Origin of the sequence: Comamonas denitrificans (assembly GCF_017368815.1) — a bacterium.
GTDB classification, from domain to species: Bacteria; Pseudomonadota; Gammaproteobacteria; order Burkholderiales; family Burkholderiaceae_C; genus Comamonas; species Comamonas denitrificans.
Map to the genome: position 1 here is coordinate 1 of NZ_JAFNME010000006.1, position 14,499 is coordinate 14,499.

14 protein-coding genes are annotated in these 14,499 nt (G+C 61.7%); 8 read left to right on the top strand and 6 right to left on the bottom strand.

Annotated features, from left to right (window positions below; all coding sequences use genetic code 11):
* The 6 genes from J1777_RS03890 to J1777_RS03915 form a co-directional block, all read right to left on the bottom strand.
* Positions 1 to 1,180, bottom strand: a 1,180-nt coding sequence (locus J1777_RS03890; RefSeq protein ID WP_278253461.1) for a type IV pilus assembly protein FimV, incomplete at its 3' end; no start/stop codon positions are given.
* Between the two features lie 333 nt (positions 1,181 to 1,513).
* A complete protein-coding gene (asd, locus tag J1777_RS03895; RefSeq protein ID WP_207574532.1) occupies positions 1,514 to 2,626 on the bottom strand; it encodes an aspartate-semialdehyde dehydrogenase in 1,113 nt (370 codons plus the stop codon).
* A gap of 328 nt (positions 2,627 to 2,954) precedes the next feature.
* Positions 2,955 to 3,356: a hypothetical protein gene (locus tag J1777_RS03900; RefSeq protein ID WP_207574533.1), complete on the bottom strand. Its 402-nt coding sequence runs from the start codon at positions 3,354 to 3,356 to the stop codon at positions 2,955 to 2,957.
* 3 nt (positions 3,357 to 3,359) lie between these two features.
* Entirely contained in the window at positions 3,360 to 5,147 is a 1,788-nt protein-coding gene (locus tag J1777_RS03905) for a PhoH family protein (protein ID WP_207574534.1), read from the bottom strand.
* Between the two features lie 143 nt (positions 5,148 to 5,290).
* The gene (locus tag J1777_RS03910; RefSeq protein WP_207574535.1) at positions 5,291 to 5,788 is read right to left on the bottom strand and encodes a peroxiredoxin; all 498 of its coding nucleotides are present in this window, start codon (positions 5,786 to 5,788) and stop codon (positions 5,291 to 5,293) included.
* Positions 5,789 to 5,964: 176 nt separating this feature from the next.
* Positions 5,965 to 6,342, bottom strand: coding sequence for an Mth938-like domain-containing protein (locus J1777_RS03915; protein ID WP_207574536.1), 378 nt, complete (start codon positions 6,340 to 6,342; stop codon positions 5,965 to 5,967).
* A gap of 153 nt (positions 6,343 to 6,495) precedes the next feature.
* Between J1777_RS03915 and J1777_RS03920 the strand changes: the two genes are divergently transcribed.
* From J1777_RS03920 to J1777_RS03955, 8 genes are all read left to right on the top strand, one after another.
* Positions 6,496 to 7,767 (top strand): pyridoxal phosphate-dependent aminotransferase, encoded by a 1,272-nt coding sequence (locus tag J1777_RS03920; protein ID WP_207574537.1) that lies wholly within the window; start codon positions 6,496 to 6,498, stop codon positions 7,765 to 7,767.
* Positions 7,768 to 8,048: 281 nt separating this feature from the next.
* Entirely contained in the window at positions 8,049 to 9,383 is a 1,335-nt protein-coding gene (locus J1777_RS03925) for a homoserine dehydrogenase (protein ID WP_207574538.1), read from the top strand.
* The gene (thrC, locus tag J1777_RS03930) at positions 9,383 to 10,807 is read left to right on the top strand and encodes a threonine synthase (RefSeq protein WP_207574539.1); all 1,425 of its coding nucleotides are present in this window, start codon (positions 9,383 to 9,385) and stop codon (positions 10,805 to 10,807) included. The genes J1777_RS03925 and thrC overlap by 1 nt, the downstream gene beginning before the upstream one ends.
* A gap of 80 nt (positions 10,808 to 10,887) precedes the next feature.
* The gene (gene mobB / locus J1777_RS03935; RefSeq protein WP_207574540.1) at positions 10,888 to 11,439 is read left to right on the top strand and encodes a molybdopterin-guanine dinucleotide biosynthesis protein B; all 552 of its coding nucleotides are present in this window, start codon (positions 10,888 to 10,890) and stop codon (positions 11,437 to 11,439) included.
* A gap of 6 nt (positions 11,440 to 11,445) precedes the next feature.
* A complete protein-coding gene (locus tag J1777_RS03940; protein ID WP_207574541.1) occupies positions 11,446 to 12,696 on the top strand; it encodes a molybdopterin molybdotransferase MoeA in 1,251 nt (416 codons plus the stop codon).
* The gene (moaD, locus tag J1777_RS03945) at positions 12,693 to 12,950 is read left to right on the top strand and encodes a molybdopterin converting factor subunit 1 (protein WP_207574542.1); all 258 of its coding nucleotides are present in this window, start codon (positions 12,693 to 12,695) and stop codon (positions 12,948 to 12,950) included. Before J1777_RS03940 ends, moaD begins: the two co-directional genes overlap by 4 nt.
* 209 nt (positions 12,951 to 13,159) lie before the next feature.
* A complete protein-coding gene (locus J1777_RS03950) occupies positions 13,160 to 13,894 on the top strand; it encodes an energy-coupling factor ABC transporter ATP-binding protein (protein ID WP_207574543.1) in 735 nt (244 codons plus the stop codon).
* The gene (locus tag J1777_RS03955; protein ID WP_207574544.1) at positions 13,887 to 14,480 is read left to right on the top strand and encodes a CbiQ family ECF transporter T component; all 594 of its coding nucleotides are present in this window, start codon (positions 13,887 to 13,889) and stop codon (positions 14,478 to 14,480) included. Before J1777_RS03950 ends, J1777_RS03955 begins: the two co-directional genes overlap by 8 nt.
* Positions 14,481 to 14,499 lie beyond the last annotated feature (19 nt).

Below are 14,499 nucleotides of genomic sequence, written 5' to 3' on the forward strand. Positions count from 1 at the left end.
TGCTGGCCGGCGCTGGGTCTGCAGGGGCGGGCTGGCCTGCGTCCGTGGGCAGGACGGGGGCGTTGGCCTCCACCGTCAAAGGCGACGCAGGGGCATCGCCAGCCGTGGCGTTGTCGCCGGGCGTGGGGGGCATGGCGGTTTCGGCGGAAGCGGCCACGCTGCCAGCGGCCGTGGTTGCAGCCGATGCATCGCTGAGTTTTTCCAGCTCTGCCAGGTTGCGTTCAAGCTCTTTGGTGCGGTCATTTTGGGCGGTGGATTGTTTTTCCGCCATGAGCTTGTCTTCGACTTTGGAGGCGGCAGCCCCTTTGGAGAGCGTGAGCTTGTCGGTGGGCGTGGTGGCCGCCGTGGCATCTTCCACCTGTGCTTGCACTTTGCCAGAGGCGCTGCGCTCGGCCTCGCCGACCTGGGCCTGGGTGGTGCGTTCGGCCAATTTGCGGCGATAGGCGTTGAAATCCTTGCTTTGTGTGGCAATGATTCGCCGCGCTTCTTTGGCGCTGGTGCTTTGGGCTTGTTCGGCGTTAGGAATGCTGACCACCGCGCCAGCCTTGATGCGGTTGATATTGCCGTTGATGAACGCGCTGGGGTTGTTGCGCAGCATGGCCACCAGCATTTGGTCCAGCGAGATGCCGGAGATGGCGTGGGCGGCGGCAATGCGCCCTGCGGTGTCCCCCGTGCGCACGGTCACGCTGCTGGTGGCATCGGTTGTCCCCGTTGCTGCTGCGGTGCTGGAGGCGCTGGGCGCTGCAGTGCGCGGTTGTGAGCGGTAGGTTTGCCCTGTTTGGGCTGGTGTGGAGGCTTGTACGGCGGTGGTGGGTGCGGGGGGTTTTTGCACCGGGGGCGGATCCAGCAGCAGGGTGTAGCCCCGGGTGAGGTTGCCTGCGCTCCAGTTGGCCTGAAGAATGAGATCAATAAACGGATCATTCACCGGGGAGGTGGTGGTCAGGCGAATTTTTGAACCGCCTTTGGCCGGTGAAATCAGCTCTACGCGAACGTTGCGTGCCGTAGGGCTCAATTCCATGCCATGGGCTTGAAAGACATCGGGCGAGGCCAGCGTGGCTTGCAGTGAACCGGCTTCGGCTGCCGTGATTTGGGTAATATCAATTTCAGCGCGAAGGGGTTCGCCCAGATGCGACTGCACATGAATGGCACCCAGCGAGAGTGCGGCGGCAGGGCTGGCCATGAATGCAGTGCATAGGCTGAGGGCAGAGGCAAGGGCAGAAAATTTCCAGCGGTGCATAGTTGTGTTCATATCCCGGTCATCAACCGCTGGGCAGCGGCAAGTGTTTTGGTAGCTGTGTAAGACGCGCAGCTCTGTCCCCTGTCGCTGCAGCGACGGGATGAATAAAACGCGATTATGGCGACGCACAATCTGTTTGCTCAAGAATACGTACTGCCCTTGCCGCTTAGTCAGGAGAAAAGCCGGGATTGTTGCAGCTAAAACACAAGATGTTTTCTTTTATTAACAAAAAAGGAGGGGCTCAACCCCTCCTTGTTGCCTGACTTGGCCCGTGCTTTATGCCTTGAGCAAGATGCGCAGCATGCGGCGCAGCGGCTCGGCCGCACCCCACAGCAGTTGGTCGCCAATCACAAAGGCCGACAGGTACTGTGGCCCCATGTTCAGCTTGCGCACGCGGCCCACGCCCACTTGCAGGCCGCCGGTGATGCTGGCCGGGGTGAGCTCTTGCACGGTCAGGGCGCGGTCGTTGGCGACGAATTTCACCCAGGGGTTGCCCGCTTGGATGAGTGCTTCAATCTCGGCCAGGGGCAGGTCTTTTTTCAGCTTCAGCGTCAGGGCCAGCGAGTGGCAGCGCATGGCGCCGATGCGCACGCACAGACCATCGACGGGGATGGTGGTGGGGGTGCCCAAAATTTTGTTCACCTCGGCCTGGCCCTTCCACTCTTCTTTGGACTGGCCGTTGTCCAGTTGGGAGTCAATCCAGGGAATCAGGCCACCGGCCAGCGGAGCGCCAAAGAACTCGGTCGGTACATCGTGGCGAATGGTGTGCGCCACCTGGCGGTCGATTTCCAAAATAGCCGATGCGGGGGTGGCCAGCTTGTCGGCCACGGCGTTGTGGATAACGCCCATGCCTTTGAGCAGTTCGCGCATGTGGTTGGCCCCACCGCCCGAAGCAGCTTGGTAGGTCATGGAGCTGACCCATTCGACCAACCCGGCCTTGAACAGGCTGCCCACGCCCATCAGCAAGATGGAGTTGGTGCAGTTGCCGCCAATCCAGTTTTTGCCGCCAGCGGCCAGTTTTTGCTCGATCAAATCCTGGTTCACGGGGTCGAGGACGATGACCGCATCGTCCTTCATGCGCAGCGCCGAGGCGGCATCAATCCAGTGCCCATTCCAACCGGCGGCACGAATTTTGGGGAACACTTCGTTGGTGTAGTCGCCACCCTGGCAGGTGATGACGATGTCGCATTTGGCCAGCTCGGCAATGTCGTGGGCATCTTTGAGCTGGGTGTGCGTTGTGGCCATGGCCGGGGCTGGGCCACCGGCGTTGGAGGTGGAGAAGAACACCGGTTCAATCAGGTCAAAGTCACCCTCGGCCTGCATGCGCTCCATCAAAACGGAGCCGACCATGCCGCGCCAGCCAACCAGGCCTACCAATTGCTTGCTCATAAATTGCCCTTTCGTGTGTGAAAACAGGTGTGAAAACGGCCGTCTGTTTTCGTCCGGCTCGCCGGGCCGGTTCTACGGGCACACGACGAACCGGGTTGGATCAGCCGGTAATCGTGGTGGTTGTAATGGTGGCACGCACCGCAGTGCCCAGCAGGGGCTGCTGGACAGAGAGAAGGATGGGGTGCGTGGAGAACATAACGGCATGCATTCTAGAGGAAACCCTGGGCGGCAGAATATCCACTATGGCGGTATCAATCGTCGAAATGACGAAAAAACCCCGTTAATTTTGCCGAATTGCAAATTGCAGCGCCCACTGGCCCTGGACGATCTAGCGCAAAAAGCTGTAAATGCCCAGTCCCAGCGTACTGCCTGCAAGAATGGCGCAGGCCCAGGCCAAGCGGGTGGCACCGGTGCGCAACAAGCCCACGGTTTCTACGATGCGGGCTTGTTGCTCGGCCATTTGCTCGATCACGGCAGCGCTGGCTTGCTGGGCGTGTTCCAACTGGTCGATGCGCTTTTGCAATTGGATGATGTGTTGCAAGGCCAGCTCACCAGCATCGGCCGGCGTGCTGGTGACGGCCGATGAGGCGGGGCTGGGCGCGGGTGCCGCATCGTTTTGGGCCGGTGCTTTTTTCAGCAGCCCTTTGGCGGTTTTAATGACACTGGGGGCCGCTTCAATGACATCACCCCAGGGCACCATCTTCAGTGCCGTGATCCAAGGGATGGCCATGGCTTACAGCACCTCGCTGGCAAAGTCGGCCAGGCGTGAGCGCTCGCCCCGCGCCAACTGGATGTGGCCGCCGTGCTGCCAGCCCTTGAAGCGATCGACCACGTAGGTCAGGCCCGAGCTGCCTTCGGTGAGGTAGGGCGTATCAATCTGCGCCAGGTTGCCCATGCAGACGATTTTGGTGCCTGGCCCGGCGCGGGTGATTAGCGTTTTCATCTGCTTGGGCGTGAGGTTTTGCGCCTCGTCGATGATGACGAATTTATTTAAAAAAGTGCGCCCACGCATGAAGTTCAAGCTCTTGATTTTGATGCGGCTGCGGATCAGGTCGGTGGTTGCTGAGCGCCCCCACTCGTGCCCATTGCCGCCGCTGCCTTTGGCCAAAAACTCCAGGTTGTCGTCCAAGGCGCCCATCCAGGGGCCCATTTTTTCTTCCTCGGTGCCGGGCAGAAAGCCGATGTCCTCGCCCACGCTGACGGTGGCGCGGGTCATGATGATTTCGCTGTAGCGGCGGCTGTCGAGCACTTGGGCCAAGCCGGCCGCCAGCGTCAGCAGCGTTTTGCCCGTGCCGGCCTGGCCGGTCATGGTGACAAAGTCCACCTCGGGGTCCATCAGCAGGTTGAGCGCAAAATTTTGCTCCCGGTTGCGGGCATTCACCCCCCAGACGTTGTGCTTGGCGCTGCCGTAGTCGCGCAGCACTTCCAGCACAGCGGTGTCACCGCGCAGCTCAACCACGCGGGCGTACAGGCTGGGCTCGCTGGGCGCTTCAAAATAAACAAACTGGTTGATGAGCAGTTGGTCGGTCATCGGCCCGCGCAGGCTGTAAAAGCTGCTATTTCCTTCTTGCCAGCTTTGCACGTCCTTGGCTTTGCGCCAAAAGTCCAGAGGCAGGGCCAGTGCGCCGGTGTAGAGCAAGTCGTTGTCGTCCAGCACCTTGTCGTTGTGGTAATCCTCGGCGGGCACCCCCAGGGCACGGGCTTTGACGCGCATGTTGATGTCTTTGGACACCAGCAACACCTCGCGGCCTTGGCTTTCTTGCTCGCGCAGGGCTTGCACCACGCCCAGAATTTGGTTGTCCGCCTTGCCCTGGGGCAGCGACAGCGGCAAGGTGTAGTGCAGCGGCACGGTCTGGAAAAACAGTTGGCCCGTCACGCCCTTGGTGCCGGTGGCATCCAGCTTCAGCCCGGCGGCCAGATCGGTGTTTTTGTGGGCTTCGACCAAGGCATCCAGGGTGCGGCTGACCTGGCGGCCATTGCGGGCCACTTCGGTGCCACCGCGCTTGTGGCTGTCCAGCTCTTCGAGCACCACCATGGGCAGGAAGATGTCGTGCTCTTGAAAGCGAAACAAGCAGGTGGGGTCGTGCAGCAGAACGTTGGTGTCCAGAACAAATAAGCAGCGCTTTGCGCCGCGTTTGCTTGGTTTTTGGATAGTTTTATTGCTATTTTGCTTGTTATTACTAGCGGAGACAGCTTCTTTTTTTTCTGCTTTGGGTGCGCTGCGCTGGTGATTGGCGCTGGGTGCGGTCGGGCGAGCGGCTGCGGTCACGGTTGCAGTTGCGGCTGTCTTTGGGGCCGCTGCAGGGGCTGTGGCTACGGTCGGCGTTGCAGCGCCCTGGGCGCGCAATTCGGCCAAGCCTTGGGCCGCCGCCGTGGTGGCCGCGCTGGCGGCGCTGGTTTTGTCCGCACTGGTTTTTGCAGTGGAGGCCGTGGCGCGGGTTTTGGCAGCAGGCGTGGCCGCTTCGCTCTGGTCGGGGCTGAGGCGGGCGGCGCGTTTTTTCGGGGCGGGAGGCAGGGGCATGGTGTTCACCTGTTGAAAAACAATACAGCCGCCAAGGCAGGGCCCGGCGGCTGTGTTGGGTGTGCGAAGGGGCTTGAGCCCATTATGCAGCGCTTAGGCCGGGGTGATGCCCGCCGATTAACGCGCCTGTTTTACACGCCTGTTTATGCGGCAACCGCTTGTTTGGCGCTGGCTTTATTCAGGGCTTTGACGGCTTTCAAGACTTCCTCGACGTGGCCAGGCACTTTCAGGCCGCGCCACTCTTGCACCAGGATGCCGTCGGCATTGACCAAAAAGGTCGAGCGCTCAATGCCTTTGACCTTTTTGCCGTACATGATTTTGTTTTTCACTACGCCAAACATATGACACATTTTTTCTTCGGTATCGGCGATGAGTTCAAAGGGCAGTTCCAGCTTTTCTTTGAATTCATCGTGCGATTTCATGTTGTCGCGAGACACACCGAAAATAATGGCCCCGGCTTTTTCAAATTCCTTGAATTTGTCGCGAAACTGCATGGCCTCGGTGGTGCAGCCCGGAGTGTTGTCCTTGGGGTAGAAGTACAGAATAAAGGTTTGACCATTGTGGGAGGTATTGGTCACCTTCACGCCCCCGGTTGCGTTTGCTTCAAATTCGGGAAGGGGTTTATTAACAACAATCGCCATGCGCCTATCTCTCAGGTGTAGTTCTTAAAAAACCGAGGGGCTTGGCAAAAACAGTATTGTTTTTATTTTTTTGCCATTTATTACGTTCATCACGCTGATTAAAACGATCATTGCCCCTCGACCGCAACCTGTAATTGTACCTTCAAGCGTAGGTTTTGACTAGGGGCGTTCCGATACTACCCTAAAACCAGTGCTGCCAACACTTTCCGGCCTTCCATGGCCAAAACGTTGTAAGTGCGCAGGGCCGCTGGGGTGTCCATGGTTTCTACGCCGATGCGTTGTTGCATGAAAGGCTGCAGCCAGCTGGGGTGGCAAAACTGCAGGCGCGGGCCGCTGCCCAGCAGGAGCACTTCCACCCCTGGGCATTGGTGGGCCAGCGCTTGCAAGGCGCTGGCATTGAGATCACTGAAGCGGGCGCAATCCCAGGCTTGCAGCAGGCCGCTGCTGCCAATGAGCAGGCTGGTGGTGTGCCGGGTTTTGTTCACTTCGAGCCAGCCGGGGCCGTAGCCGGTGATCAGTTGCAGGTCATCGGCGCGTTCGGCTTTGAATTTCATGGGGCATTCCTTGGTGATTTTTTGGCAATTTGGCGAAGGTGCGCCCCCCGTTTGGCGTGGGCGGGCACGCTGGGGGCGGTGCTTTCTTGTGGTCAAATTATGCGTTTCCCCGCGATGCACTGGGCGCAGTGGGGCTGCTAAAGGTGAAGTGCTATGAGGACTGTGACCAAATCCGCCAAACTGGCCAACGTCTGCTACGACATTCGGGGCCCCATCATGGATGCGGCCAAGAAGATGGAAGACGATGGGCAAAAGATCATCAAGCTCAATATCGGTAACTTGGCTGTGTTTGGCTTTGATGCCCCGGAGGAGGTGCAGCAGGACATGATCCGCAACCTGCCCAACTCGGCGGGGTATTCGGACAGCAAGGGCATTTTTGCCGCCCGCAAGGCCGTCATGCACGAAACCCAAAAGCAGGGCATCAAGGGCGTGACGCTGGATGATATTTACCTGGGCAATGGTGCTTCTGAATTGATCAGCATGGCCACCAACGCGCTGCTGGACAACGGCGATGAGCTGCTGCTGCCTGCGCCCGACTATCCGCTGTGGACGGCGGCGACCAGCCTCTCGGGCGGCACACCGGTGCACTATGTGTGCGATGAGGCCAATGGCTGGATGCCCAATCTGGCCGACATCCGCAGCAAGGTCACGCCGCGCACCAAGGGGATTGTGGTGATCAACCCCAACAACCCCACCGGCGCTTTGTACAGCCGCGAGCTGCTGCAAGGCATTGTCGAAATTGCCCGCGAGCACGGGCTGGTGATTTTTGCCGACGAGGTGTACGACAAAGTGCTCTACGACGGCGCGGTACACACGCCGCTGGCCAGCCTGTCGGCCGATGTGCTGACGCTGACGTTCAATTCGCTCTCCAAAGCCTACCGCTCCTGCGGCTACCGGGCTGGCTGGATGGTGGTCTCGGGTGATAAAAAACTGGCCAAGGATTACATCGAGGGCTTGAACATGCTCTCGAACATGCGCCTGTGCGCCAACGTGCCAGGGCAGTGGGCGGTGCAGACGGCGCTGGGTGGTTACCAAAGCATCAACGACCTGATTTGCGAAGGCGGCCGCCTGCGCCAGCAGCGCGATTTGGCCTATGAGCTGATCAATGCGATTCCTGGCGTGTCGTGCGTCAAGCCACAGGGGGCGCTGTACATGTTTCCGCGCCTGGACCCCGAGATTTACCCGATTAAGGACGACCAGGAGTTTTTCCTGGAAGTGCTGCAAGAAACCAAGGTGATGCTGGTGCAGGGCACGGGCTTTAACTGGCCGCACCCGGACCACTTTCGCATTGTCTTTTTGCCGCACGAGGCCGATCTGCGCGAGGCGATCAACCGCCTGGCCGATTTTCTGGCCAGGTACCGCCTGCGCATGGGCACCGACAAGCTGCTGGCCAAACCGGCAAAAAAAACCAAGGCCGAGGCCTAAGAACGTGTTCACGATCTCCTCATGGGTGTGCGGGCGCGGCTTCGGGCGGTCTGCGTCGTTGCAAATCCTCGCAATAGCCAAGCTGTTGCTGTGGTTTGCGCCTCGCAACCCATCCCGATCCGCATCCCCCACACCTTCATTCGAGATCATGAACACGTTCTAAAACGATAGCTGGTAGCGCTGGTTAATCAAGGGATTAATGCATTAAACGCCTTGAAGTTAATCAATAACAAGCGCTTGCAGCTCTTATTTTTAAATAGTTCTTTATTTTTAAACACACCATGAAACCCATTCAAGTTGGCCTTTTAGGCATTGGCACCGTCGGTAGTGGCACGTTTGCCGTTTTGCAACGCAACCAGCAAGAGATTGCCCGCCGCGCCGGGCGGGGCATTGAAATTGCCATGGTGGCCGATCTGGACGTGGAGCGCGCCCGCGCCATTGTGGGCGAGCAGATTCAGGTGGTGAACGATGCCCGCGCCGTGATTGCCAACCCCGATATCGATGTGGTGGTGGAGCTGATTGGCGGCTACGGCATCGCCAAGGCGCTGGTGCTGGAGGCGATTGCCGCCGGCAAGCATGTGGTCACCGCCAACAAGGCGCTGCTGGCGGTGCATGGCACGGAAATTTTCCAGGCGGCGCATGACAAGGGCGTGGTTGTGGCCTTTGAAGCGGCCGTGGCCGGGGGCATTCCCATCATCAAGGCGCTGCGCGAGGGCCTCTCTGCCAACCAGATCCAGTGGGTGGCGGGCATCATCAACGGCACGACCAACTTCATCCTGTCGGAAATGCGCGACAAGGGCTTGGACTTTGACGTGGTGCTCAAAGAAGCCCAGCGCCTGGGCTACGCCGAGGCCGATCCCACCTTTGACATCGAAGGTGTGGATGCCGCGCACAAGGCCACCATCCTGAGCGCCATGGCGTTTGGCATTCCGGTGCAATTTGACAAGGCCTACGTTGAAGGCATCACCCAGCTGGCCGCTGCCGACATCAAATACGCCGAGCAGCTGGGCTACCGCATCAAGCTCTTGGGCATCACCAAGCGCACTGACAAAGGGGTGGAGCTGCGCGTTCACCCCAGCCTGATTCCGGCCAAACGCCTGATCGCCAACGTTGAAGGCGCGATGAACGCCGTGCTGGTACAGGGCGATGCCGTGGGTGCCACGCTGTACTACGGCAAGGGCGCAGGCAGCGAGCCCACCGCCAGCGCCGTGATTGCTGATTTGGTCGATATCGTCCGCCTGATTGATGCCGATCCGGCCCACCGGGTGCCGCCGCTGGCCTTCCAGAGCCACACCCTGGCGGCGGCGGCCGGGGCCTTGCCGGTGCTGCCCATGGCCGAGGTGGTCACCAGCTACTACCTGCGCATTCGCGTGGCCGACGAGGCTGGCGTGCTGGCCCAAATTACCAGCCTGATTGCCGGTGCCAACATCAGCATCGATGCGGTGCTGCAGCGCGAAGCCGATGAAATCGGTGGCGAAGGCATTGCGCAGACCGACCTGATCATCCTCACCCACGATACGCGCGAGGGCGACATGGACGCGGCCCTGGCGCGTATCCAGGCCCTGCCTTCGGTGCTGGCCCCCATCACCCGCATTCGCAAAGAGGAGTTGAACTGATGCGCTACCTCTCCACCCGTGGCCACGCCGAGCGCAAACGCTTTTGCGACATCTTGCTCGAAGGGCTGGCCCCCGATGGCGGCCTGTACCTGCCCGAAAGCTACCCGCAAATCAGCACCGAGCGCCTGGGGCAGTTGCGGCAGATGTATGCCGAACAGGGCTACGCGGCCCTGGCGTTTGAGATTTTGTCGCTCTACATCGACGACATTCCGGCCGACGATTTGCGCGCGCTGTGCGCCAAAACCTATACCGAAGCCGTCTTTGGCAGTGCCGCCATCACCCCGGTGCGCCCGCTGGAAGGCCCGCTGCACATTCAGGCGCTGTCCAACGGCCCCACGCTGGCCTTTAAAGACATGGCCATGCAGCTGCTGGGCAACCTGTTTGAATACGAACTGGCCCGCCGGGGTGAAGCGCTCAACATTCTGGGCGCAACCAGCGGCGACACCGGCAGCGCGGCCGAATACGCCATGCGCGGTAAAAAAGGCGTGCGCGTGTTCATGACCAGCCCCAACGGGCGCATGAGCCCCTTCCAGCAGGCGCAGATGTTCAGTCTGCAGGATGAGAACATCCACAACCTGGCCATCGAGGGCGTGTTTGACGACTGCCAAGACATCGTCAAGGCCGTCAGCAACGACCATGCCTTTAAGGCGCAGTACAAGATCGGCACCGTCAATTCCATCAACTGGGCGCGGCTGCTGGCGCAGGTGGTGTACTACTTTGCCGGTTATTTTCAGGTGACCCAAAGCGATACGGAACAAGTCAGCTTCACCGTGCCCAGCGGCAACTTTGGCAACGTCTGTGCCGGCCATGTGGCGCGGCAAATGGGCCTGCCGATTGCCAAACTGGTGGTGGCCACGAACGAGAACGATGTGCTGGACGAGTTCTTTCGCACCGGCGTGTACCAGGTGCGCGGCGCCGCAGCGACGTTTGAGACCTCCAGCCCGTCGATGGACATCAGCAAGGCGAGCAATTTTGAGCGCTTTATCTTCGACCTGGTCGGCCGCGATGGGGTGCGCACCCAGGCCTTGTTTACCCAAGGCGTAGGCCGCGAGGGGCGTTTTGACCTGAGCGCCGACCCGGTGTTTGCCGATATCCAGGGCAAATTTGGCTTTGTTAGCGGCAAAAGCACCCATGCCGACCGCCTGGCCACCATCCGCGACAGCTACCAGCGCCTGGGCCAGATGGTCGATACCCACACCGCCGATGGCATCAAGGTGGCCCGCGAGCACCTGGGCACAGAGCCGATGGTGGTGCTGGAGACGGCCCTGCCCATCAAATTTGCCGCCACCATCGAAGAGGCCCTGGGCCGCCAGCCCGAGCGCCCGGCGCAGTTCAACGGCATCGAAGCCCTGCCCAAGCGCGTGCAGGTGCTGCCTGCCGATGTGGCGCTGGTGAAAACCTATATCGCCCAGCACTGCGATTGATCGGTTTTTACATCAAAAACTACCAACAGCGCTTGTATATCAAGCGCCGTTTGCTATTAAAAACAGTGAAAGGAGGGCCCATGCACGCCCTGGGTTTCGCCGCGTATTCGGGCACGGGCAAGACGACCTTGCTGGAAAAAATCATCGCCTTGCTGCGCCAGCGGGGGCTGCGGGTGGCCACCGTCAAGCACGCCCACCACGATGTGGACATCGACCAGCCGGGCAAGGACAGCTGGCGCCACCGCCAGGCCGGGGCCAGCCAGGTGCTGCTGGTGTGCGACCGGCGCATGGCGCTGGTGCAAGAGTTTGACGCGCCGCAGGAGCTGGATGTCCACGCCATGCTGGCCCAGCTCGACCCGCGCATGGATTGGGCGCTGGTGGAGGGCTTTAAGCAGGGCAATTTGCCCAAAATCGAGCTGTGGCGTGCGCCTGCGCCGGGCCAGCCGGTGCGCCCTTTGCAGTGCTTGAGCGATCCCAGCGTGCTGGCGCTGGCCACCGATGCGCCGCAGCAGCTGCCCCAGCCCTTGCCCGCGCAGGTTGCGCTGTTGGACTTAAATGCCCCTGAGGCCATCGTTGCCTGGATGCTGGCGCAAGGGGAGCGGCTACAGTATGTGCCTCCGAAAACTCCTTGATCTGCCATGTCTCGCGCACCCCTTACTCCCTTAGAAGACGCTTTGGCCGCTGTGCTGGCCCAGGCGCAGCCACTCCCTGGTGGGGCCTTTGTCGATTTGCTGCAGGCCGATGGCCGGGTGCTGGCGGCCGACTGCATTGCGCCCTTGCAGGTGCCGCCGCTGGACAACTCGGCCATGGATGGCTACGCCGTGCGCAGCGCCGAGGTGGCGCAGGCCGGCACGGTGCTGCCGGTGAGCCAGCGCATTCCCGCCGGGCAGGTGGGCGCGGCGCTGCAGGTGGGCACCGTGGCGCGGATTTTTACCGGGGCCCCGCTGCCGCTGGGGGCCGATGCCATCGTTATGCAGGAAGACTGCACGGTGCTGGACGATGGCCGGGTGCGCTTTGACGCGGTGCCGCAACCGGGCCAGTTTGTGCGCCGCGCCGGGCAAGACATTGCCCTGGGCAGCACCGCGCTGCAGGCCGGGCTGCGCCTGACCCCGGCAGCGCTGGGGCTGGCGGCCAGCCTGGGGCTGGCGCAACTGCCCGTGGCCCGCCGGCCGCGGGTGGCGCTGTTTTCTACGGGCGATGAGCTGGCGCTGCCTGGCAGCATCGCCCCGCAGGATTTGCCGCCGGGGCATATCTTTAACAGCAACCGCTATGTGCTGGCCAGCTTGCTGCAGCGCTGGGGCTGCGAGGTGGTGGATGGTGGCATCCTGCCCGACGACCGGGCGGCCACCCACGCCGCCCTGGCCCAGGCGGCGCAGGATTGCGACCTGCTGGTGACCAGCGCCGGGGTGTCGGTGGGCGAAGAAGACCATGTGCGCCCGGTGGTCGAGCAGCTGGGGGCGCTGTCGCTGTGGAAGATTGCCATGAAGCCGGGCAAGCCCTTTGCCTTTGGCCACGTGCGCCGCAGCGGGGGCGATCCAGCGGCCGGGCGGGCGCACTTTATCGGCCTGCCGGGCAACCCGGTGTCCAGCCTGATCACGGCGCTGGTGCTGCTGCGCCCCTTTGTGCTGGCCTTGCAAGGGGCCAGCGTGGTGCAGCCGCCAGCGCATTGGCTGATGGCGGATTTTGAAATTACCCAGCGCGATAGCCGCCGTGAGTTTTTGCGCGTGCGGCGCAATGCAGCCGGGCAGTTGGAGCTGTTTGCCAACCAGAACTCGGGGGTGCTGACCTCCACCGTCTGGGCCGAGGGCTTGGTGGACAACCCGGCGCAGACCTTGATTGCACGCGGTGAGCGCGTGCGCTTTTTGCCTTTTTCGGAGCTGCTCACATGACCAAGACGATTACGGTGCGCTACTTTGCCTCGATCCGCGAGGCCATGGGCACGGGGGAAGAAACCTGGGCCACCACGGCCCCCACCGTGGCGGCTTTGCGCCAGGAGCTGGCCGGGCGCAGTGCCCAGGCCGCGCTGGCGCTGGCCGAAGACCAGCCGGTGCGGCTGGCGCTGAACCAAACCATGTGCCCGCCCGATGCGCCGATTGCGCCGGGCGATGAAGTGGCATTTTTTCCGCCGGTGACCGGGGGGTAGGCTGTTTTTAGTGGCAATTGAAGGTGAAAAGACCGAAGTTAATCGATTTGTCTTTAACTGAATTCAAAATGCCGACTTTGGTCGGCATTTTTGCGTGGATTTACCGGTAAATGGCAGCAGTTGCCGCCCCTGGCCTTTTTCATGCCGGGAGGCTGACCGGGGGCGGGGCGGCTTCCTAAAATCGCCGCCATCACATCAGGAACGGATTCATGACGATGCAGGGTTGGGAGTTGCAGGACATTCATTTACGCCGGGGGCAAACCCCGGTGTTTGCCGGGTTGCACCTGCAATTGCACGAAGCGCGCATTGGCTTGATCGGCTTTAACGGCGCGGGCAAAACCAGTTTGCTGCGCATGCTGGCCGGGCTGGATGTGCCCCAGCAGGGCCGCATCGTGCGCCAGGGCGAGACTTTGCACAGTGCCGAACGTGGCCACGCGCCCAGCCGCCGGGTGGGGCTGATGTTTCAGAACCCGGACGACCAAATCATCTTCCCCACCGTGCAGGAAGAGCTGCAGCTGTCCTGGCGCAGCGCCCACCCCGGCAGCAGCCGGGCGCAGGCGGCCCAGGCGGTGGCGGATTTTTTACAGCAGCGCGGCCTGGCGCACTGGGCCGAGCGGGCCGTGGGCAGCTTAAGCCAAGGCCAACGCCAATGGGTGTGCTGGCTGGCCATGCGGGTGGCCCAGCCCGAGGTGCTGCTGCTGGACGAGCCCTACGCCAGCCTGGATTTGCCCGGCCAGTTGCGGCTGGCCGCCGACATTGCCGCCTGCCCGCAGCAGGTGCTGGTCTCGACCCACGTGCTGGACTATGTGCGCGACTACCCGCGCGTGCTGTGGCTGGAGCAGGGGCAGTTGCGCCTGGACGGGCCGGGCCAGCAGGTGTGCGCCGCGTACGAGGCACATGTGCGCCGCCTGGGTATCGACCAGGGATGGGCGCAGCATGGGTAGTTTGTATAGCGAGTACCGCACGTGGTTGCACGGTTTCAGGGCAGGATTCAAGTTATTTGGCTTGGTGATTGCGGGAATAGCTCTTTTTATTATTCAACCGCTGTGGGCTTTGGCCGCCGTGGCGGCGCTGTGTGCCGGGGTGCTGGCCAGCCTGGGGCCGGCCACGCAACCGGCGCGGCGCTTGCTGGTGGCGGTGCTGGTGGCGGCTTTGTTGGTAGCAGGGTTTCATGTATGGATGGGCACCTGGCAGGTGGGCGTGGCCAGTGCTTTGCGGCTGTTTTGCGCCTCCAGCCTGGGCGTGGCGCTGACGGTGACCACCCGCACCGGCGATGTGGTGGCGGTGCTGGAATGGCTGCTGCAGCCGCTGCGCCCGCTGGGGGTGGACCCCGAGCGCCTGTCGCTGCAGCTGGGCTTGATGCTGCGCTTTACCGAGCACTTTTTCATCCAGTGGGGCAAGCTGGACGATGCCTACCGCCTGCGCACCGGGCGCGGCGGCGGCTGGCGGCTGGTCGCCCCGCTGGCCGTGCACATGTTGCAAACCGCGCGGCGCGTGGCCGATGCGTTGTTTGTCCGCTTGGGCGGTTAGTTTTTTTAAAAGGAAGGTT